This window comes from Phenylobacterium sp., from assembly GCF_004299445.1.
In the GTDB taxonomy this organism is placed as follows: Bacteria; Pseudomonadota; Alphaproteobacteria; order Caulobacterales; family Caulobacteraceae; genus Phenylobacterium.
On record NZ_SCTC01000043.1, the window covers coordinates 24,162 to 43,070 of the forward strand.

Annotated in this window: 18 protein-coding genes; 9 read left to right on the forward strand and 9 right to left on the reverse strand. The window is 69.4% G+C overall.

Annotated elements, in window-relative coordinates; genetic code table 11:
- Positions 1-177 precede the first annotated feature (177 nt).
- The 5 genes from dxs to EPN98_RS11595 are packed head-to-tail and all read right to left on the reverse strand — an operon-like array spanning position 178 to position 4,853.
- Entirely contained in the window at positions 178-2,094 is a 1,917-nt protein-coding gene (dxs, locus tag EPN98_RS11575; protein ID WP_293362855.1) for a 1-deoxy-D-xylulose-5-phosphate synthase, read from the reverse strand.
- A gap of 17 nt (positions 2,095-2,111) precedes the next feature.
- Positions 2,112-2,993, reverse strand: coding sequence for a polyprenyl synthetase family protein (locus tag EPN98_RS11580; RefSeq protein WP_293362959.1), 882 nt, complete (start codon positions 2,991-2,993; stop codon positions 2,112-2,114).
- A complete protein-coding gene (locus EPN98_RS11585; RefSeq protein WP_293362856.1) occupies positions 2,990-3,232 on the reverse strand; it encodes an exodeoxyribonuclease VII small subunit in 243 nt (80 codons plus the stop codon). Before EPN98_RS11585 ends, EPN98_RS11580 begins: the two co-directional genes overlap by 4 nt.
- 54 nt (positions 3,233-3,286) lie before the next feature.
- Positions 3,287-3,898, reverse strand: coding sequence for a histidine phosphatase family protein (locus EPN98_RS11590; RefSeq protein ID WP_293362857.1), 612 nt, complete (start codon positions 3,896-3,898; stop codon positions 3,287-3,289).
- 31 nt (positions 3,899-3,929) lie between these two features.
- Entirely contained in the window at positions 3,930-4,853 is a 924-nt protein-coding gene (locus tag EPN98_RS11595; protein ID WP_293362858.1) for a histone deacetylase family protein, read from the reverse strand.
- On the opposite strand from EPN98_RS11595, the gene EPN98_RS11600 reads away from it, so the two are divergent.
- The 6 genes from EPN98_RS11600 (at position 4,852) to EPN98_RS11625 (ending at position 10,160) form a co-directional block, all read left to right on the forward strand.
- Positions 4,852-5,430, forward strand: a complete 579-nt coding sequence (locus EPN98_RS11600; RefSeq protein ID WP_293362859.1) for a GNAT family N-acetyltransferase — start codon at positions 4,852-4,854, stop codon at positions 5,428-5,430. The two genes, EPN98_RS11595 and EPN98_RS11600, sit on opposite strands and share 2 nt — an antisense overlap.
- Before the next feature lie 148 nt (positions 5,431-5,578).
- On the forward strand, positions 5,579-6,076 hold the full coding sequence (locus tag EPN98_RS11605; RefSeq protein WP_293362860.1) for a recombinase family protein: 498 nt from the start codon (positions 5,579-5,581) through the stop codon (positions 6,074-6,076).
- A 159-nt stretch (positions 6,077-6,235) separates the two neighbouring features.
- Complete coding sequence (locus EPN98_RS11610) at positions 6,236-6,907, forward strand: PEPxxWA-CTERM sorting domain-containing protein (protein WP_293362861.1); 672 nt, start codon at positions 6,236-6,238, stop codon at positions 6,905-6,907.
- Between the two features lie 103 nt (positions 6,908-7,010).
- Entirely contained in the window at positions 7,011-8,192 is a 1,182-nt protein-coding gene (locus EPN98_RS11615; RefSeq protein ID WP_293362862.1) for a VWA domain-containing protein, read from the forward strand.
- 138 nt (positions 8,193-8,330) lie between these two features.
- A complete protein-coding gene (locus tag EPN98_RS11620) occupies positions 8,331-8,990 on the forward strand; it encodes a TetR/AcrR family transcriptional regulator (RefSeq protein WP_293362863.1) in 660 nt (219 codons plus the stop codon).
- Between the two features lie 9 nt (positions 8,991-8,999).
- The gene (locus tag EPN98_RS11625) at positions 9,000-10,160 is read left to right on the forward strand and encodes an MFS transporter (RefSeq protein WP_293362864.1); all 1,161 of its coding nucleotides are present in this window, start codon (positions 9,000-9,002) and stop codon (positions 10,158-10,160) included.
- Here the strand turns inward: EPN98_RS11625 and EPN98_RS11630 are convergent.
- The 4 genes from EPN98_RS11630 to EPN98_RS11645 form a co-directional block, all read right to left on the reverse strand.
- Positions 10,135-10,440 carry a hypothetical protein gene (locus tag EPN98_RS11630; RefSeq protein WP_293362865.1) on the reverse strand — a complete coding sequence of 102 codons (306 nt, stop codon included), beginning with the start codon at positions 10,438-10,440 and terminating at the stop codon, positions 10,135-10,137. The genes EPN98_RS11625 and EPN98_RS11630 overlap by 26 nt on opposite strands.
- Before the next feature lie 18 nt (positions 10,441-10,458).
- Complete coding sequence (locus EPN98_RS11635; RefSeq protein ID WP_293362866.1) at positions 10,459-11,919, reverse strand: UdgX family uracil-DNA binding protein; 1,461 nt, start codon at positions 11,917-11,919, stop codon at positions 10,459-10,461.
- Positions 11,919-13,142 carry a putative DNA modification/repair radical SAM protein gene (locus tag EPN98_RS11640; protein ID WP_293362867.1) on the reverse strand — a complete coding sequence of 408 codons (1,224 nt, stop codon included), beginning with the start codon at positions 13,140-13,142 and terminating at the stop codon, positions 11,919-11,921. The genes EPN98_RS11635 and EPN98_RS11640 overlap by 1 nt, the downstream gene beginning before the upstream one ends.
- Positions 13,143-13,430: 288 nt before the next feature.
- Positions 13,431-13,931, reverse strand: a complete 501-nt coding sequence (locus EPN98_RS11645; protein WP_293362868.1) for a TspO/MBR family protein — start codon at positions 13,929-13,931, stop codon at positions 13,431-13,433.
- Positions 13,932-14,385: 454 nt separating this feature from the next.
- Between EPN98_RS11645 and EPN98_RS11650 the strand changes: the two genes are divergently transcribed.
- The 3 genes from EPN98_RS11650 to EPN98_RS11660 all read left to right on the forward strand — a co-directional run bounded on the left by EPN98_RS11650 (position 14,386) and on the right by EPN98_RS11660 (position 18,894).
- The gene (locus EPN98_RS11650; RefSeq protein WP_293362869.1) at positions 14,386-14,748 is read left to right on the forward strand and encodes a response regulator; all 363 of its coding nucleotides are present in this window, start codon (positions 14,386-14,388) and stop codon (positions 14,746-14,748) included.
- A 92-nt stretch (positions 14,749-14,840) separates the two neighbouring features.
- On the forward strand, positions 14,841-15,722 hold the full coding sequence (locus EPN98_RS11655) for a hypothetical protein (protein WP_293362870.1): 882 nt from the start codon (positions 14,841-14,843) through the stop codon (positions 15,720-15,722).
- 355 nt (positions 15,723-16,077) lie between these two features.
- Positions 16,078-18,894 carry a PAS domain S-box protein gene (locus EPN98_RS11660; protein ID WP_293362871.1) on the forward strand — a complete coding sequence of 939 codons (2,817 nt, stop codon included), beginning with the start codon at positions 16,078-16,080 and terminating at the stop codon, positions 18,892-18,894.
- The last annotated feature ends 15 nt before the right edge of the window (positions 18,895-18,909 follow it).

The following is an 18,909-nucleotide window of genomic DNA, read 5'->3' on the forward strand; positions in this document are numbered from 1 at the left end:
CCCTCCGCGCCGAGCCGCCTGTACGAGGCGGTCGGACTCTAGCCGCGACGCCCAGCGGCGCTCCTCCCCCGAAAGGGGGTCTGCGCACCGTCCAGTCCGTGGGTCATCGCGGCGATAGAGTCAGGCTGATCGCAGAGGGTGGTGGCCGGAGCGGCGACAGAACATAGCGCTCGGTGTTTAGGCCCGCCGCCCCGCGGTGCTGGCGTTGTCGACGCCGAGGGCGGAGAGCGCCGCCCGCACGATCCCGTCGGCGTCCAGGCCGGCCAGGGCGTACATGGCCTCGGGCTTGTCGTGGTCCTGGAAGATGTCGGGGAGGGTGAGCGTGCGCACCCGCAGGCCACGGTCCAGCGCGCCGTGTTCGGCGAGCGCGTGCAGCACGAAGCTGCCGAAGCCGCCGACAGCGCCCTCTTCCACCGTGATCAGCGCCTCATGCTCGCGGGCCAGCCGCAGCAGCATGTCGAGATCGAGCGGCTTGGCGAAACGGGCGTCGGCGACGGTGGCCGAGAGGCCACGGGCCGCCAGCTGGTCGGCCGCCTTCAGCGCCTCGCCCAGGCGCGTGCCGAACGACAGGATGGCGACGGCCGTCCCCTCGCGGACGATGCGGCCCTTGCCAACTTCGAAGGGGGCGGCCAGCAGCGGGATCTGAGCACCGGTGCCTTCGCCGCGCGGGTAGCGGAACGCGGACGGGCGGTCGTCGATGGCGGCGGCGGTCGCGATGGCCTGGGCCAGCTCGGCCTCGTCGGACGGCGCCATCAGCACCATGCCCGGCAGCGCGCCGAGGTAGCCGATGTCGAACGAACCGGCGTGGGTGGCCCCGTCGGCGCCGACCAGGCCCGCACGGTCGATGGCGAAGCGGACCGGCAGGCCCTGGATCGCCACATCGTGGACCACCTGGTCGTAGCCGCGCTGCAGGAACGTCGAATAGAGCGCGCAGAACGGCTTCATGCCGTCGGCGGCCAGGCCCGCGGCGAAGGTCACCGCATGCTGCTCGGCGATACCGACGTCGAAGCAGCGGTCCGGGAACTTCTGGCCGAAGAGGTCGAGGCCGGTGCCCGACGGCATCGCCGCCGTGATCGCCACGATCTTGGGGTCGCGCTCGGCCTGCTTGATCAGCTCCTGGGCGAAGACCTTGGTGTACTGCGGCGCGCCGGCCTGGGCGGGCTTGGCCTGCTGGCCGGTGACGACGTCGAACTTGACCACGCCATGGTACTTGTCGGCCGCGTTCTCGGCGGGAGCGTAGCCCTTGCCCTTGTGGGTAACCACGTGGACCAGAACGGGCTTGTCGTCGATCTTGCGGGCGTTCTGCAGGACGTGAACCAGGGCGTCCATGTCGTGCCCGTCGATGGGGCCCACGTAGTAGAAGCCCAGTTCCTCGAAGAACGTGCCGCCCGTGACCATGCCGCGGGCGTATTCCTCGGCCTTGCGGGCCGCCTCGCGCATCGGCCGCGGGAAGGCCTTGGCCACCGACTTGCCGAGGTTGCGGATCGACTGGTAGCCGCCGCCCGACACGAGGCGGGCGAAGTAGGCGCTCATCCCACCCACCGGGGGGGCGATCGACATGTCGTTGTCGTTGAGGATGACGGTGAGCTGCTTGTTGCCCCCGGCGTTGTTCATGGCCTCGTAGGCCATGCCTGCGCTCATCGAGCCGTCGCCGATGACGGCCACGACCTTGTTGTCCTCGCCCTTGGCGTCACGGGCCGCGGCGAAGCCCAGGGCGGCCGAGATCGAGGTGGCCGCATGCGCGGCGCCGAACGGGTCGTACTCGCTCTCGCTGCGCTTGGTGAAACCCGACAGGCCGCCACCCTGGCGCAAGGTGCGGATGCGGTCGCGCCGTCCGGTCAGGATCTTGTGCGGATAGGCCTGGTGGCCCACGTCCCAGATCAGGATGTCCCTGGGCGTCTCGTAGACATGGTGCAGGGCGACCGTCAGCTCGACCACGCCGAGGCCCGCGCCCAGGTGGCCGCCGGTCTGCGACACGGCGTCGATGGTTTCGGCGCGCAGTTCGTCGGCCAGCTGGCGAAGTTGCGGAATCGAGAGGCTGCGCGTGTCGGCGGGCGACGAGACCGTGTCGAGCAGAGGTGTGGCGGGTGGCAACGCGAAAAGTCCTGGTCTTACTGGCGGCGCTCTAACACGAAATCGACGCTGGCCCGCAGGAATTCGGCCCGGGGACCGAACGGATCCAGGTGGGATTTGGTCTGGGTTTTGAGCAGACCCAGGCGCTGTTTCGCCGCATCGACGCCCAGCAGCGTCACGAAGGTGGTCTTGCCGGCCTCGGCGTCCTTGCCGACCGCCTTGCCCATCAGGGCCGCGTCGCCCTCGGCGTCCAGCAGGTCGTCGACGATCTGATAGGCCAGGCCCAGGTCGTGGGCGAAGGCCATCAGGGCGTGGCGTTCAAAGTCCTGGGCATGGGCGATGGCCAGCGGCAGCTCGAACGCACAGGCGATCAGCGCGCCGGTCTTCAGCCGCTGCATGCGCGCCACCCCGCCCAGGTCCTCGCGCACGCCCAGCATGTCGATCATCTGGCCGCCCACCATGCCGCGGGCGCCCGCGGCCACCGCCAGCCGCGACACCAGCTCGGCGCGTACGCCGCCATCGGGATGGGTGTCGGGATGGGCCAGAATCTCGAAGGCGGCGGACTGCAGCGCGTCGCCCGCCAGCACCGCGGTCATCTCGTCGTACTGGATGTGGACGGTGGGCCGGCCCCGGCGCATGTCGTCGTCGTCCATGCACGGCAGGTCGTCGTGGATCAGGCTGTAGGCGTGGATGCACTCCAGCGCGCACGCCGCCCGCAGCACCGAGCGCTCATCCAGGTCGAACATCCGCCCGGTCTCGAGGGCGAAGAACGTGCGCAGGCGCTTGCCCTCGCTCAGGGCCGCATAGCGCATGGCCTCGGTCAGGCGGCTCTCGGGCCCCTCGGCCCTCGGCAGCAGCTCGTCCAACGCCACGGTGACGAGGTCGGCGGCCTCGGCCACGCGGCGGGCGAGGTCCATCAGCTGAACTCGGCGGGCTCGACGCCCGGCGCGCCGGCGGCGCCCATCACGATCTTCTCGACCCGCAGGCGGGCCGCTTCCAGGCGCGTCTCGCAGTGGGCCTTCAGGGCCGCGCCGCGCTCGTATATCCGGATGGAGTCCTCCAGGGGCGCCTGGCCGGATTCCAGCCGCGCGACGATCTGCTCGAGCTCGGACAGGGCCTGCTCGAACGTCATGGCGGAGATGTCGGCGGGTTCGGACATGGGAGGATGTCTAGCGGCGAGAAAAGTAAGGGTCCACCGGCATTTCCCGCTCCATCAAGAGACGGAGGGGCGCTCAAACCGCCGCATCGACCAGTACTTGTAGCCTTCGCTCTTGGTGAGCTTCCAGCCCAGCTTCTTGAGGGAGCGGCCGATCAGGTGGTTGAAGAAGCCGTGGGCCAGGACCACCACGTTCTCGCCGTCGGCGGCCAACTCGATCAGCATCGCCGCGGCACGATCGGCGCGAGCCTCGGCCTGGGCCCGGCTCTCCTGGCCGTCGTGGTGGTTGAAGAACCACCAGCAGAAGCGCGCCAGGAAGCCCCAGATCTTCGGCGACAGCTTGATCCAGCCGGGCAGCATCGGCGGCGGCAGGGGCGCCTCGATGAGAATCTCGTACCGCTCGAACGCGCGCGCGCCGGCCACGGTCTGGGCGCTCTCTATGGCGCGGAGACGGGTGGACGAGACCAACGTTCCGCATTCGGCGACGAAGGTCTTCAGCGCCCCGGGCGGCGTCTGGCCCGGCAGCAGGCCCATGACCTCGTAGCGGGCCCAGAAGTCGACATACTGGGTCGCCGACAGGAGCACCTTGCGCGACAGCGCCGGCTCGCCGTGTCGCGCCAGCACGATGGTGCCGGCGTGCGGATGTGATTCCGCGGTCAAGACGCTCATCGATCCTGAGAACGCACCGGCGCCCCGTCCCTCACCCTTCGCCGAGCGCTCTGACATGCGCGAGCGCGGACCGGCCTAGAGCTTGGAGGTCGTAACCGCCCTCAAGCGAGGACACAACCCGGCCCTTGGCGTGCCGGTTGGCCACCGAGGCGATGGCCCGGGTGGCCCAGGCGAAGTCGGCGTCGTCCAGGTTCTGGCCGCCGCCGCCGACCGGGTCCCATTTGTGCGCATCGAAGCCCGCCGAGATGATGATCAGGTCGGGCGCAAAGGCGTCCACGCGATCCATCAGGGTCTCGAACCCCCGCTTCCAGACCTCGACCGGCGCACCCTCAGGCGAGACGGCGTTGACGATGTTGTCGGGGACCGCCTCGTCCGGATGGCCCGTGCCCGGCCACATGGGCCACGACTGGATCGAGGTGAAGAACATGCCCGGCCGGCCGGCCAGCGCCGACTGCGTGCCGTTGCCGTGGTGGATGTCGAAGTCCACGACCGCGACCTTGGCCAGCCCCGCCGCCTGGGCCGCGTGCGCCGCCACCGCGACGTTGGAGAAGATGCAGAAGCCCATGGAAGCGCCCGGCTCGGCGTGATGACCCGGCGGGCGCACGGCGCAGAACGCCCGCTGCGCCTTGCCCGACGCCACGTCCCGCACGGCCTGCACGGTCGCGCCGGCCGCCCGGCGCGCGGCCGCAAGGCTGCCCGGCGACATCGAGGTGTCGGGATCGAGATTGACCCGACCCTCGCGCGGCGACAGGCGGACGATCTGGTCCACATAGGCGCGGTCGTGCACCTTGAGCAGGTCGGCCTCGTCCACGAACGGGGCTTCGTTGGGCGCCAGATCGAGGGTGGCGTCGGCCAGCGCATCCATCACAGAGCGCAGCCGCTCGGGGCGCTCCGGGTGCCGGTCGCCGGGACGGTGGTCGAACATGTCGTGATGGGTGTAGAGCGCGACAGTCATGAGCCATCCTAACCCAACTTCGCCCGCCGCCCAGTCGCAACCGGTGATCCGCCGGGCCGGGCCGGGCGACGCCGAGACCCTGGCGGCCCTGGGCGCCCGCACCTTCAGCGAGACCTTCGCCCACCTGTACGACCCCGAGGATCTGCGGATGTTCCTCTCTGAGGCCTATGGCCTGGAGCGCACGCGGGCCGATCTCGCAGACCCCACAAAAGCCTCATGGCTGGTCGAGGCCGACGGCCGGGCGATCGGCTATGCGCTGGCCGGACCCTGCGCCCTGCCGCACGACGAGGTCACGCCGGCCTGCGGCGAGCTCAAGCGGATCTACTTCCTGAAGTCGCATCAGGGCGGAGGTCTGGGCGGGGCGCTATTCGCCGAGACGATGGCTTGGCTGACAAGAGACGGACCGCGCGACATCTGGATCGGCGTCTGGTCCGAGAACTACGGCGCCCAGCGGTTCTACGAGCGGCATGGATTCAGCAAGGTGGGCGAGTACGGCTTCGAGGTTGGACGCACAGTCGACCGCGAGTTCATCCTGCGGCGGTCGATGGAGAATTTTTCCTCCCGAGGTCAGATTTGAAGACCATCCGACACAATTTGGCCCAAATCACGGCCCGTCGCGCCTACTTCATTGCCGAGATTTAACCTTGCGCTCTCTTGGCGGGATCGCCGCCATTTGGGACCTTAGCCGTCGTTCGGTGTGTGTTTTTCCAGGACGGCGGGTGGGGATGTTGAGGATCGGGTACGTGCGGCTGCGGGATCAGACCGCGCACGAAGACACCGCCCGTCTCAAGGCCGCCGGGTGCCAGGTCGTCCGCGCCGAGGAGCCGCATTCGGGCGGCCACACGCTGGGCTCCATTCTCGATTTCATCGGCGGCGGCGATCAGCTGGTCGTGACCCGGCTCGAGCGCCTGGCGCTCACCAGCCGCGGACTGCTGGACGCGATCGACCGGCTCGAGGCGCGAGGCGCCAGCCTGTTCGTCCTGGAGCCCGAACTCTCCAGCCAGGGCCCCGAAGGCCGCGCCCTGCGCGCGGTGCTTGAGGCGGTCGCCGATCTCGAGCCCAGCGGCCATCGCCGCCGACGGCCCGCCGCAGCCGCCCACGAGATCTTCGCCCTGCAGCGCGCGGGCGTGGGCCCGGTCGAGATCGCCCGCCGCCTCGGGGTCTCGCGCATGACGGTCTGGCGGAAGCTCAAGGCGGTGGAGGCCGAAGGCGCCGACGCCTGAGGCCACGCCGGAAAGAACCGCCCCCAAACGGGGGGAGGCGCCGCTCGATCTCTGATGAATGTTCGCACCCGCAAGCATTTTGGGGGTGTCGTTATGTCTGGCGTTTTCGTTGAGAGGCGCGTCCCTCGGGGCGCCACATGGATTGGCGCAGCTGTCGCGATGGTGACCGCGCTGGGGGCGACAACAGCGGCCGATGCGGCAACCGTGCACTATCGGTTCGACGCGACGGTGACATCGACCAATGGCGCATTCGCCTCGCCCACCTTCAGCTACTTCAACCTGTCGGACGCCGGCGTCTCGCTGAACCAGGTGCGACTCTACGGCGGTCCGCCCTGGGACTATGTGCTGAACGGCGTGAACGGCATCGTGCCGATCAACCCGAACGGCGGCGGGCGGACGCTGCTGGAGGGCGAGGAGCGGAGTTTCAACCCGAACAACGGCTGCACGGCGGGCATCACCTACGGCTATTCCAGCTTCGACACCGGCGACAGCGCGAGCTTCGTGGCCGACCCCGAGACCGCGGGCTGCGGCAACGCGGTGGTGGACGTGCAGCCCTGGTTGGACGGGACCGGCGCGCAGCTCACGCTAGACGCGCATTTCGGCGGTGGCGTCAGCCTGACCGGCGATGACTGGATCCTGGAAGCCATCAACCCGAACGTCGGTCTCTCGGTCGTATCCAACCGGCGCTACCGGCTCACGATGACGACGACTCGCACGGTCGACGATCCTCCGCCGGTAGCCGGAGTCCCCGAGCCGGCGACCTGGGCCCTGCTGATCCTGGGCTTCGCAACCGTGGGAGCGGCCCTCCGGCGGCGGACGGTCGCCGCCTAGCCGCGACGCCGCGCCTGCGCGCCCACGCCATACTGGACATCGGGGAGCCCAGACCCCATCCTTCGCGTTCAAACGATCGTTCGACGCCAAGGGGCCGCCCCCGATGTTCATGCGCTTTTTCACCGAGCTCCGCGAAGCCAAGGTTCCGGTGACTCTCAAAGAGTACCTGATCCTCATGGAGGCGATGGACAAGCAGGTCATCGACCGCACGGTCGACGACTTCTACTACCTCTCGCGCTCGGCGCTGGTGAAGGACGAGAAGAACCTCGACAAGTTCGACAAGGTCTTCTCCCACGTGTTCCAGGGCCTCGAGAAGCTGGGCGACGACGTGGCCGTCGACATCCCGGCCGAGTGGCTGAAGCGGCTGTCCGACAAGTTCCTCACCGAGGAAGAGAAGGCGCAGATCGAGGCCATGGGCGGCTTCGAGGCGCTGATGGAGGCGCTGGCCCAGCGCGCCCGGGACGCCAAGGAGGGCAAGGGCGAGGGCGAAGGCGAGCGCGGCGGCCGTCCCGACGGCTCGAACCCCTTCGGCGCCAACGGCTATCACCCTGAGGGCATCCGGGTCGGCCAGGAGAAGGGTCGCCACGGCCGGGCGATCAAGGTCTGGGACAAGCGCGAGTACAAGAACCTCGACGACTCGGTCGAGTTGGGCACCCGCAACATCAAGGTCGCCCTGCGCAGGCTGCGCAAATGGGTCCGCGACGGCTCGGTCGAAGAGCTCGACATGGACAAGACCATCAAGGGCACGGCCGAGAAGGGCTATCTCGACATCAACATGCGCCCTGAGCGCCGCAACAAGATCAGTGTCCTGCTGTTCCTGGACGTGGGCGGCTCGATGGATAGCCACATCAAGATCTGCGAGGAGCTGTTCAGCGCGGCCCGCAGCGAGTTCAAGAACATGGAGTTCTTCTACTTCCACAACTGCCTCTATGAGGGCGTCTGGAAGGACAATCGGCGTCGTCACACCGAGAAGATGAACACCTACGACATCCTCCATAAGTACCCGCACGACTACAAGGTCATCTTCGTGGGCGACGCCACGATGAGCCCCTACGAGATCACCTATCCGGGTGGCTCGGTGGAGCACTGGAACGAGGAAGCCGGCGCCGTCTGGATGGACCGGGTGAGCCAGATCTACGACTCCGTCGTGTGGCTGAACCCCACCGCCGAACGGCACTGGGACTACACGCCCTCGATCGGCCTGGTGAAGCAGCTGGTCGGCGACCGGATGTTCCCGCTGACCATCGACGGGCTGGAGAAGGCCATGAAGGAGCTCTCGCGCTGAGCGCGTTCGCGCTACGCTTTTTTGGGCTCGACACGCCGTCCGGGCTGCGAACCGGCGTCCGCTTCGCCTGACGGCGCGTTGATCAGTCGCGCATCCGTCACGATGCGCCTAAGCTGAGAGAGTGCTTTAGGGATTCGCATGACCGATCCCCTTCTTCAGGACCCGTCCGAGACCGACGAGGCCCAGGCCGCGACCAAGGCCGCGGTGTTCAACGCGGCTGAGCGACTGTTCGCGCTCCACGGCTTCCAGAACGTCTCGGTGCGCGACATCACGGCCGAGGCCGGCGTCAACCTGGCCAGCGTGAACTATCATTTCGGCTCGAAGGACGCCCTGCTGTTCGAGATCTTCCGGCGGCGCACGTCCGAGCTGAACCGCGAACGGGCGCGCATGCTGCACGAGGCGGCCACGCGAAACGGCGGCAAGCCCACGGTCCGCGACATCCTCGAAGCGTACTTCGCCCCGCCGATGCGCTGGGCGGCGCCCGACAACGACCGTCGCATTTCGATGCAGTTCATCATCCGCGCCCGGTCCGAGGGGACGGCCGACATGCGCGACGTGCTGCGCAACGATGTCTCGCACCTTGAGCGGTTCGCCGGCGCCCTGATGGCCGCGCGCCCCGACCTGCCGAAGGAAGACGTCTACTGGCGGCTGCACTTCGTGCTGGGCATGGTCCACAACAACCGCTTCGCCGAGTTCGACCGGCTGCACCACCTCTCGGGCGGGATCACCCGCGAGGGCGACACCGACGCCCTGCTGCGCCGGATGCTCGACTTCGCCGAAGCCGGCTTCACGGCCTGACGGTCGCCGATGAGCGGCCTGGTCTGGAAGGCCGCGACATACCGGTTCCTCGACACCTTCGTCCTGATCTTTCCGTTCTACACGGTCATGTTCGCCGAAAACGGCATGGGTCCGGCGCAGATCGGCATAGCGCTTGCCGCTTGGTCCTTGACGGGCGTGGCGCTGGAGATCCCGACCGGCGCGCTCGCCGACCGGGTTTCTCGCCGCTGGCTGCTGTTCGCCGCGCAGGTGTTCCGCGGCGGGGGTTTCCTGGTCTGGGCGCTGTGGCCGGGCTTTTGGGGATATCTCATCGGCTTCGTACTCTGGGGCGTGAAGAGCGCGCTCGTGTCGGGCACGTTCGAGGCGCTGCTGTTCGATGACCTCAAGGCCGAGGGCCGCGAGCAGGACTATGCCAGGGCCATCGGCCGCGCCCAGACCGGGCGATTCATGGGCCTGATGTCGGCGGCGCTGATCGCTTCGGCGATCGCCGGCGTGGGAAACTATGCGCTCACGTTGATCAGCTCGGCGTCCAGCCTCGTGGGTGCGGCCTCGGCTCTACTCTTGCCCAAGGCGCCACGAGCAGCGCGCGCTCAGCGGGCCGACTATCTGGGTGTCATGCGACGGGGCGTCGTGGAAGCGGTGCAGCGGCCCGGCGTGTTGTCGATCCTGCTGTTCATCGCGCTGATGCAGGCCCTGCTCGCCGCCTGCGACGACTACTGGCAGATCTTTGGCCGTGATGTGGGGTTGGAGCGCTCCCAGATCGCCCTGTTCGTGGCGGCTTTGGGCGCCGGTCAAGCTGGCGCGGCCGTCATCGCGCACCGGGCGCCGCTGACCAGGTCTTGGGCCCTGCCCGTCTGGGTCGCGACCGCGGGGCTGGTGCTGACAGCAGCGGCCGGGGTGTTCGAGCCCTGGGTGTCCGTTCCGCTGGCTGTTCTGTTCACCGCCATGTGCATCGTGGCCCTCGTACAGGCGGATGCGCGGTTCCAGCATGCGCTGTCAGGCGAGGCGCGGGCCACGGTGGCTTCCGTGAAAGGCTTCGCCAGTCAGTGCAGCATCACCCTGCTGATCCTGAATTTCGGCCTGGTGGCCCACGTCAGCGACTATCGAACCGCCTTCCTGGTGCAGGGAGTGGCCTTGACGCTGCTGGGTTCGGCTTATGTCTGGCTCACTCGCCGGCCTGCGGCGACGTAACGCCAGCGGCCATCGCGGCCGCCTGGCAGTCGGCGGTCTCGCGGGCGCGCCAGGCCGAGGCGCTGGCGGGGTCCCTGGCGTCCTCGTAGGCCAGCGCCACCAGCTTGGCCTTCACACAGCGGTCCAGGGGCGCGCTGGCCGAAGCCTTCTCGTAGTCGTTCATGGCGTCGCGGACCTTCAGCGCATGCGCCGACTGGGCCTGGGCGTCCAGGGCGTCGGCGCAGCCGCCGAGCAGAACCAGAGGGGGCATGAGCATCGCGACGATGAGCAGGGTTCGCATGGCGGCCAAGCATACCCGTCATGCCGCCAGCTTCCAGGCCAGCTTCAGGTCGTGGACGAAGGCCGCGTAGGCGTCGGCCTTGGCGTCCTCGTCGGGCAGCCGCAGCAGATAGGACGGATGGTAGGTGACCACCGCCTGGGCTTGATCCGAGAGCTGGAGGGCCTGGCCGCGGACCTTGCTGACGGGCGTGACCTTTCCGAAGACCGCGTGCGCGGCCGTGGCGCCCATCGCCACGATCACGCGAGGCCGCACGATCCGCCGCTCGGCGTCCAGCCACCAGCGGCAGGCGCCGACCTCGCGCGTCGTCGGCGTCTGGTGGATGCGGCGCTTGCCACGCAACACATGCTTGAAGTGCTTCACGGCGTTGGTGACGTAGGTCTCGGCGCGCGGCACGCCGGCCTCGGCCATCGCGCGGTCGAACACCTGACCGGCGGGTCCCACGAAGGGGCGGCCCGCCAGATCCTCCTGGTCGCCGGGCTGTTCGCCCACGAACATCAGCCGCGCCTTGCCCGGCCCCTCGCCCGCCACGCCCTGAGTCGCGTCCTGCCACAGGTCGCAGCGGCGGCAGTGGTCGACGCCGGCGGCCACCTCGGCCAGCGTGGTCGCCGAGAGGCCCTCCCACGGCGCATCGCGGCTGTTGCGGATGGCGGCCTTCACGACGCGGCGGCTGGGTTCGGTGGCGGGCTTGGCGACCATCTCGGCGGTCCGGCTGCGGGCGTTTGCGACCAGCTCGGGAATGAGCGCCGCCTCGGGCAGGTTCCGCCAGTAGCGCCGCGGCATCTCCTTCGTCATGGCGTCGGTGTTGAGCCGGGCCGGATTGAAGATCGAGGCGTAATAGGTCTTCCAGAACTCTTCCAACTCGTCGGCGCGGGGCGCGTCCGCGGGATCGGCGCCGGGCGTGAAGGCCAACTCGGCAAGGTTCCAGTGCACGCAGACGTCCGGCGTCAGGATCGACCAGCGGGTGTTGGCGAAGCGGGTGCGGAAGAACGGCGCCGTCAGCTCGGCCACCCGGTGGGCCGGCTCGAACCAGGCGACGAAGGCCTCGCCCAGATCGTCGTAGGCGCCGCGGAAGCGGACGAACGCCTTCATCTTGTGGGCGGCCTTGTCGACGTCGCGGCTGAGCTGACGCGCGAGAAGCACGTCGGGGTCGGAGGCCACCTGCAGCAGCTGGGGCCGATCCTGCAGTCGCCAGAGCAGCCGGTAGAGCAGTGCGAACCGCTCGTCCGAGCGATGCAGCACCACCCGCTGGGCCAGATCTACGAAGGCGCGCGGCGCGGTGAAGGACGCGGCCGACGTAGACGTCTGCGCCCCGCCATCCTCGGGTCCCGCTTCCGAGACGGCAGAGGGCGCGAAGAGCGAGGCCTGTCCATCTACGGTCCAGAGCGTGTCGGGCGGCCCGACCCCGGCCAGGCGCAGCCGCCGGGCCGCGGCGCGCCAGCCGTCGAAGTCGGTCTCATGAGCCAGCCGGACCACCTGCATCAGAAGAGGTCCAGCTGCCTGGGCTCGAGGCGGGCGCGCAGGTCGGCGCGGTCAGTGAGCGCGCCGGGCGACCAGTCGGCGCAGACCAGGAACGGCTTCAGCGTGTTGACCCTGCGCGACAGGCGGCCGACGTCTGCCAGGGTCAGGCGAGTGTGGCGGCGCGTGCCGATGATGCGGTCCACCACCTTCACGCCCAGGCCCGGTACGCGCAGCAGGGTCTCGCGCGGCGCGGTGTTCACGTCGACGGGAAAGTCCCCGCGGTTGCGCAACGCCCAGGCCAGCTTGGGGTCGATGGCGAGGTCCAGGTCGTCGGCCTCGCCCACGATCTCGGCGCGCCCGAACCCGTAGAACCGGATCAGCCAGTCGGCTTGGTAGAGCCGGTGCTCGCGCATCATGGGCGGGCGCGACAGTGGCAGGCGCGAGGTGGCGTCCGGGATCGGCGAGAAGGCGGAGTAGTACACCCGGCGCAGGCGGTAGGCGCCGTACAGGCTCTCGCTGCGCTTGAGGATCGCGCCATCGGTGGCGCTGTCGGCGCCCACGATCATCTGGGTCGACTGGCCGGCCGGCGCGAAGCGGGGCGCCCGGGTCTTTCGACCCTTGTCCTTGGAGGCGTCCTCGGACATGCACACCGCGCCCATGGCCTTGCGGATGCCGACGGCGTCCTTCTCGGGCGCCAGCGTCGCCAGACTCTCGTCCTTGGGCAGTTCGATGTTGATGGAGATGCGGTCGGCGTAGAGGCCAGCCTCGTTGACGAGCGCCGGCGAGGCCTCGGGGATCACCTTGAGGTGGATGTAGCCGCGGAAGTCGTGGTCCTGGCGCAGGGTGCGCGCCACCCGCACCATCGCCTCCATCGTGTAGTCGGCGTTCTTGATGATGCCCGACGAGAGGAACAGGCCCTCGATGTAGTTGCGCTGGTAGAAGCCCAGGGTGAGCTTGACCACCTCGTCCACCGAGAACCGCGCCCGCGGGGTGTTCGACGTCACCCGGTTCACGCAGTAGGCGCAGTCGTAGACGCAGAAGTTGGTCAGCAGGATCTTCAGCAGGCTGATGCAGCGGCCGTCTGGCGCGTAGGCGTGGCAGATGCCCATGCCGCCGTCGGTCGACCCCATCCCCTTCCCGCCCACCGAGTCGCGCTTCACCGAGCCGGACGAGGCGCAGGAGGCGTCGTACTTCGCCGCGTCCGACAGGATTTCGAGTTTGCGCTTCAGCGTGAGAGTGGCCACGCGGGGACAGTAATGTTCCTCATTTGTTCGCACAAGCGGAGCTATGGCGATTTTGCGCTGAGAGGACCCCGACCTGTCTGCACCGCCAGGTCGGGGCTCGCGTCACCTGGGTGTCGGGGGCCCGGGATGTGACACGATCTCAAAAGCTTGGTTGAAGGCCTCCGGATCAACCGGAGGCCTCCGCACACCCGAACCGATCGCTCGAGGGACAGGAACGCTCGATCGGCCCAATGGCACAATGGCGAAGCTGGCGGATGGTTCCGCAATTCCCGATATGGCGATGCGTGGTCAGTTCAGACGCCAGATCTCGAAATTGAGCAGTGAGGCGAAGGCGACCCACGCCGTGTAGGGCGCGAACATCAGACCGGCGGGACGGTCGATGCGCCAGAACGTCAGGCCCGTCAGGACGACGGCCACGAGCAGCACGGCGATCTCGGCCAGGGCGAGGCCGGGCTGGCGAAGGCCGAAGAAAAGCAGGGACCAGCCGAGGTTGAGGGCAAGTTGGACCGCGTAGAGGCCAATGGCCCGCCGGCGCACCGCCCCCGACGAGGCCTGCCAGACCCGCCAAGCGGCGATGGCCATCAGGGCGTAGAGCGTGGTCCAGACCGGCGCGAACACGCCGTTGGGCGGGTTGAAGGCCGGCTTCTGGAGCGTCGTGTACCAGGTCTCGACGCTGGACGCGGTGGCGAGGCCGCCCAGCGCCGCGACCCCGAACGCGGCCGCCAGGGACACCAGCGCGGCGATCACCGCGCCGCGCAGGGGGCCGGACTTCTGGACGTCGGTCGACATGGGGTGGCCTCGCTCGGAATTGCTGACGTCGCCAACGCCGCCCGCCGCGTTCCGATCCGGCGTCGGGTCAGGCGCGCAGAAAGCGGAGCGCAGCCTCGCGCTGCGGATCCGACCTTAGCGCAAGATCGGCCGCGCGGGTGCGTACGAGATGGTCCGGCGCGATCCCGGCGTCCGGCTGCGGCGGCGTGGGAAAGGTGGCGATCAGCGGGAGGTCCAGCGCGAGGCCGCACTGGGGCAGCCGCAGGAGCCACGCGGCGGAATCGCGCCACTCCTGATTGTATCTCTTCGCAGATGCCCGCGATCGTGTTTGACTGGCGCCTGCGGTACAGCCATCCGCGTTGGGACTTGTCACGCCATGGGTTGGTCGAGTTCGGAGTGGGCTGCGAGCCATGAGCCTAGCGGTGGGCCTGGCCCAGGACCGAAGGGTTGGCGGGCCCGGGGCGATGACCTCCTGGTGAACGCCCGCATCCTGGTGGTCGAGGACGAAATGCTGGTGGCGGCGCTGCTGGAGGACCGGCTTGCGGCGCTGGGGTGCCGGGTCATCGGTCCAGCGACCGCTGTGGCCGAGGCCCTGGAGCTGCTGAAGGCGGAAGAGATCGACGCTGCGGTGCTGGACGTGAACATCGGCGGCGAGAAGGTCTTCCCGGTCGCAGACGTGCTGGCGGCCCGCAACATCCCCTTCCTCTTCGCCACGGCTTATGGCTCGGCCGGTGTCGCCCCGCCGCACAACCGCCGCGAGGTGCTGGACAAGCCGTACCAGACGCGGGCTCTGGAACACGCCCTGCGCTCGGCCCTCCAGAGCCGGCAGCGGCACTAGACGGCCCGCTCACTTCGCGTTCCGGGGCATCGTGTATGGCGATCGCCGCGAAGTCCTTCCGCCGCAGCGCGCGCGTCCGCTAAGGTCGGCCCATGGGTAACGCGTTCCGTGACAAGCTCGAGCTCGCGCTGAAGGCGCTTTCGATCAGCCGCGGTCAGCTGGCGGCCGAGCTGGCCGTCGACAAGTCGGCGGTCGGGCGCTGGGTGACCGGGGCGGCGGTCCCCACCGGCCACAACCTGGTGCGGCTGACGGCGGCGGTCGCGCGGAGGGTCGAGGGCTTTACGGCCCTGGACTGGGACCGCGACGTGCACGATCTGGCGCAGCGGCTTGGCGCGGGCGCCGCCGTCGCCCCGGCGCCCGCAGGCCTGCCGCTGGTGGTGCTGGACGAGGCGCGCGCCAACACCGTGGTGAGGGCGGCGGCCTATGAAGGCTTTTTCCGTTCGACCAGGCCCTATCTGCTGCAGCCCGGCCGGTTCATCCACGACCATGGAATGATCCGGCTGGACCCCGCGACGGGCCTGCTGGCGCTGCGGATCGGCTCTGGCGGCAGCTTCGCCGAGGGCTGGATGCTTCCGCTGCACAACCAGCTGTTCGCGATCGCGGCCGACGCCTCGGGCGGGGCGGTCCTGACGGGCCTGTTCAACGGTGTGTCGGCGCCCAAGGTCGACGTGGTGGACGGTCTGGTGCTGGGGCCCGCCCTGGACCCCGGCCGCACGCCCACCGCCTATGCCATGGTGTTCGAGCGGATCGGCGAACTGAGCGGCGACGCGGCGGCCGACCATGCCACCTTCGAGCGCCTGGCGTCGCAGGACCCGCTGGCGCCCGAGGGTTCGGTGCCTGAGGCCGTGGCCAGGCGCCTGCTGCGGGACATCGGTCCGGCGCAGGCGCAGCTGGGCGGCGACCTGCTCCTGCGCATGCCCATCGAACGATCGATGGCCCGCGGCGCCGCCTATCGCGAAGCCTCGCAGGGCTGACAGACGAACCGATGCATCGCGATGCATCGCGGCGCAGGCCGGCGCGCCTTCCCGCGCCGCTGTGAGCACGGTCTTCTGACGACAGGATCCTTGGCCTCGGCGGCGTCAGATGCACGCCCCCCAGGCAGGACGGCGGATCGCGGTCCCCCCGCGCCCCGAGCGGGGCGAGGCGCGGCCGCCGCCCCAGGATCCGGCCAGCGCAGCCCGGGCCCGACCGCCCGGATGCGGGGCTGGGGTGGCGCGCCTTCCGGTGCAGGAGGGCGCGCCACACCTCTGCTTCGACTTGCCGCAGGCAGAGTTAACACGCCGACAACCGATCATGGCCCACATACCCCGGTCGAAGATCGAGGGCGGCATGCCGGGTAGGCTTCAGTCGTGGGCAGGCTCTGAGGCGGCGCGACTGCTCGCGCTCGCGCTGAGCGCCTGTGGACTGGCCGTCGTCTGCCTCGCCTTCACCGGCTCCCAAGACCATGTGGCCGCGATCTGGCCCGCCAACGGGCTCGCCCTCGCCGTCATCCTGCGGTCCCCGCCGCGCCTGTGGGCCGCGTACGCCGCGTCGGCCGCGGCGGGCATGATGGTCGCCAACCTGGCCGTGGGCCACTCCGAGGGCCGGGCCCTCTTACTGGCGGCCTGCAACGGCGGCGAGATCCTGATCGCCGCAGCCCTGGCAAGCCGCCTCGCCGGCCCCGACCTGGACGTGACCAAGCCGCGCCAGTTGCTGTCGCTGAGTTGCGTGGCGCTCGTCGCGCCTGTGGTTCCGGCCCTGATGGCGAGCGCCGTACTGGGCGATGCGAGCATGGGCACCCTGATCCGCTGGTACCTGGCCGACGCCCTCGGTCTGGCGGTCGTCACCCCGATGGTTCTGGCGCTGGTCACGGACGCGGGCTCGCTCAAGGCCGCGTTCTGGCGCAAGCGCAACCTCGCTCCCCTGACCGCCCTGGTCGCGGCCTGGGCGCTGGCCTTCGGTCAGGAGTCCTACCCCCTCCTGTTCCTGCTGTTCCCGCCGCTGGTGTGGTGCGCGATGACACTGCCCAGCGCCGGCAACGCCGTGGCGCTTCTGCTGACGGCGGTGGTGGCCGTGACCGCCACCCTGACCGGCCACGGCACCGCCGGGCTGATTCACGGCGACATGCAGGTGAAGCTGGCGGTCCTGCAGGGGCTGCTGGCGACCATGACGTTCGCGACCCTGCCGCTGACCGCGGTTCTGGCCGAGCGGCGCCGCCTGAACGCCTCGCTGCGCGAAGCGCTGGCCCAGGTGGGCAAGAGCGAGGAACGCTATCGTGTGCTGGCCGACAACGCCTCGGACATTGTCATCACGATCGATGACCGGGGCATCCTGACCTACGTGTCGCCATCGATCCGACATCTGGGTCATGCGCCCGAGGACATGATCGGACGGTCGCCGCTGCCGTTCATCCACCCCGACGACCGCGAGGCGGTGGGGACGCGGATGCGCGAGCGCAGGCAAAGCGGCGCGGTCGACGATATGCCCCATCAGACCTATCGGATCCTGAAGAAGGACGGCGGCTTCGTATGGGTCGAAGGAAAGCCGTCGGTGATCCGCAATGCCCAGGGCGGGATCGCGGCGGTGATCTCGCAGCTTCGCGACATCACCGGGCGCATGGAGGCCGAGGCGGCGCGGGCCGAGAGCGAAGCCCGCTACCGGATGCTGGCGGACCACTCGTCGGACATCATCCTGAAGGTCGATGCCGAGGACACGATCCTCTACGTCTCGCCGTCTGTGAGCCGCTATGGCTATACGCCCGACCAGCTGATCGGCGTCAGCGGCTATTCCCTGGTGCATCCGGACGATCTGTCGGAGGCGCAGGCCAGGATGGCCGAACTGTTCCGGGCCGGCGTGGTCGATCCCAGCCGGGACCGCACGCACCGCATCCGCACCGCCAGCGGTGACTATGTCTGGATGGAAGGCAACCCGTCGCTGGTGCGCAACGCGAAGGGCGAGGTGGAGGCGGTCATCTCGCAGATGCGCGACGTGAGCGCGCGCAAGGAACTTGAGGCCGAATTGCTGGCGGCGCGGGATGAGGCGCAGGCGGCGGCGGCCACGAAGGCCGAGTTCATGGCCAACATGAGCCACGAGATCCGCACGCCGCTGACCGCCGTCCTCGGTTTCACGAACCTGCTTTCAAGCCGCGACGACCTGGCCACGGACGCGCGCCGCCAGGTGGAACGCATCGGCGCAGCCGGCCAGGCGATGCTGGCCATCGTCAACGACGTGCTCGATTTCTCGAAGCTGGAGGCGGGGCTGATGCCGGTCACCCCCAGGCCGACCGCCCTGCTGGAGCTGCTGGAGACGGCCCTCGCACTGTTCGAGCCGCAGGCCGAGGCCAAGGGGCTGCGGCTGTCCTTCGCCGCGTCGGATCTGCCGGCCCACGTCGACATCGACCCGGACCGCACCCGCCAGGTACTGCTCAACCTGATCGGCAACGCCGTGAAGTTCACCGATGATGGCGAGGTGGCCGTCACCGCGAGCTACGCCGAGGGCCGGCTGAAGGTCGCGGTCCGCGACAGCGGGGCCGGGATGACCGAAGCCCAGCAAGCCCGGCTGTTCCAGCGCTTTTCGCAGGTCGACGGCGATGCGGCGCGGGCCGGCGGCGGCACGGGCCTGGGCCTCGCCATCTGCCGCGGGCTGGTGGACGCCATGGGCGGCGAGATCGGATTGACCAGCGCCCTGGGCGAGGGCTCGACCTTTGCATTCGAGATCCCGGCGCCGGCCTGCGCCGCGGCCGAGGGCCTCGACGCGATCTCTCCGCTGGCGGGCGTCGCGGGACTACGGGTGCTGGTGGTCGACGACAACCCCACCAACCGCGAGCTGGCGCATGCGGTCATGACGCAGTTCGGGATCGAGGTGACCGACGCCAGCGACGGCGCCGGAGCGGTCGAGCTGGCGGCGCAGCTGCCCTACGACGTGATCCTGCTGGATATCCGCATGCCGGTGATGGACGGGCCCACGGCGGCGCGCCGCATCCGCGGCGAACCGGGTCCGAACCGCGACACCCCGATCCTGGCCTTTTCGGCCGACCATCAGCTGGACGAGGCGTCGGCCGGCCTGTTCGACGGCCATGTCCGCAAGCCGATCGAAGTGGCGCCCCTCCTTGAGGCGCTGATCCAGGTGACGGCCTGGGAAGAGGCGCTGTACGCGGCCGAGGGGTAGTCGCCCCTCGCCCCG

Bases quoted from the DNA above. Each gene is read 5' to 3' on its own strand.
- EPN98_RS11585 (WP_293362856.1), bottom strand. From the start codon at position 3,232: ATGTCCGAACCCGCCGACATCTCCGCCATGACGTTCGAGCAGGCCCTG.
- EPN98_RS11590 (WP_293362857.1), bottom strand. From the start codon at position 3,898: ATGAGCGTCTTGACCGCGGAATCACATCCGCACGCCGGCACCATCGTG.
- EPN98_RS11600 (WP_293362859.1), top strand. From the start codon at position 4,852: ATGAGCCATCCTAACCCAACTTCGCCCGCCGCCCAGTCGCAACCGGTG.
- EPN98_RS11595 (WP_293362858.1), bottom strand. From the start codon at position 4,853: ATGACTGTCGCGCTCTACACCCATCACGACATGTTCGACCACCGTCCC.
- EPN98_RS11605 (WP_293362860.1), top strand. From the start codon at position 5,579: ATGTTGAGGATCGGGTACGTGCGGCTGCGGGATCAGACCGCGCACGAA.
- EPN98_RS11610 (WP_293362861.1), top strand. From the start codon at position 6,236: ATGGTGACCGCGCTGGGGGCGACAACAGCGGCCGATGCGGCAACCGTG.
- EPN98_RS11615 (WP_293362862.1), top strand. From the start codon at position 7,011: ATGTTCATGCGCTTTTTCACCGAGCTCCGCGAAGCCAAGGTTCCGGTG.
- EPN98_RS11620 (WP_293362863.1), top strand. From the start codon at position 8,331: ATGACCGATCCCCTTCTTCAGGACCCGTCCGAGACCGACGAGGCCCAG.
- EPN98_RS11625 (WP_293362864.1), top strand. From the start codon at position 9,000: ATGAGCGGCCTGGTCTGGAAGGCCGCGACATACCGGTTCCTCGACACC.
- EPN98_RS11630 (WP_293362865.1), bottom strand. From the start codon at position 10,440: ATGCGAACCCTGCTCATCGTCGCGATGCTCATGCCCCCTCTGGTTCTG.
- EPN98_RS11635 (WP_293362866.1), bottom strand. From the start codon at position 11,919: ATGCAGGTGGTCCGGCTGGCTCATGAGACCGACTTCGACGGCTGGCGC.
- EPN98_RS11645 (WP_293362868.1), bottom strand. From the start codon at position 13,931: ATGTCGACCGACGTCCAGAAGTCCGGCCCCCTGCGCGGCGCGGTGATC.
- EPN98_RS11655 (WP_293362870.1), top strand. From the start codon at position 14,841: ATGGGTAACGCGTTCCGTGACAAGCTCGAGCTCGCGCTGAAGGCGCTT.
- EPN98_RS11660 (WP_293362871.1), top strand. From the start codon at position 16,078: ATGCCGGGTAGGCTTCAGTCGTGGGCAGGCTCTGAGGCGGCGCGACTG.